The organism is Clostridium yunnanense (assembly GCF_016595795.1).
Taxonomy (GTDB): domain Bacteria; phylum Bacillota; class Clostridia; order Clostridiales; family Clostridiaceae; genus Clostridium_AR; species Clostridium_AR yunnanense.
In genome coordinates this window covers 1-545 of the sequence record NZ_JAENHN010000019.1, presented here as the reverse complement: position 1 = coordinate 545, position 545 = coordinate 1, and the positions used below count along the sequence as shown (strand labels likewise).

Sequence of the window (545 nt, the reverse complement as noted above, 5' to 3'; positions counted from 1 at the left end):
TCCTTCGGTAGCGAAATGAACTTATTTAATACTATATTCTATTTAACACCGCTTATATTTACCGGTGTAGCAAATGCGGTAGCATTTAAGACAGGATTATTTAACATAGGTGGAGAAGGTCAGTTTGTAGTAGGTATGCTAGCAGCAGCTTTAGTTGGAGTAATACCAGGACTTCCTGCAATCATACATCTTCCACTAGTTTTAATAGCAGGTATAGCAGCTGGTGGTCTATGGGCTGCAGTGCCAGGATACCTTAAAGCAAAGATGGGAACAAATGAAGTTATAAACTCAATCATGATGAACTATATAGCAATGTATGTTGCAAACTTTATAATTCTTAGAACTGCTTTTGGAGTTCAAGGAAAATCAGCATCACCACTAATAGAGCAAAGTGCTAGAATTGGTAGATTCATGTCAAACTATCAAGCAAACTATGGTGTGTTTATAGGAATAGCAGTAGCAATATTTGTTACATGGCTTTTATGGAAGACTACAACAGGATATGAGCTTAGAGCTGTTGGTTTAAACCCACAGGGAGCAGAATA

1 protein-coding gene is annotated in these 545 nt (G+C 37.4%); it reads left to right on the top strand.

What is annotated here, in order from left to right; translation table 11 throughout:
- Nucleotides 1-15 precede the first annotated feature (15 nt).
- Nucleotides 16-545 (top strand): ABC transporter permease (locus tag JHL18_RS06330; RefSeq protein WP_200267254.1); only part of this gene is annotated, 530 nt, incomplete at its 3' end.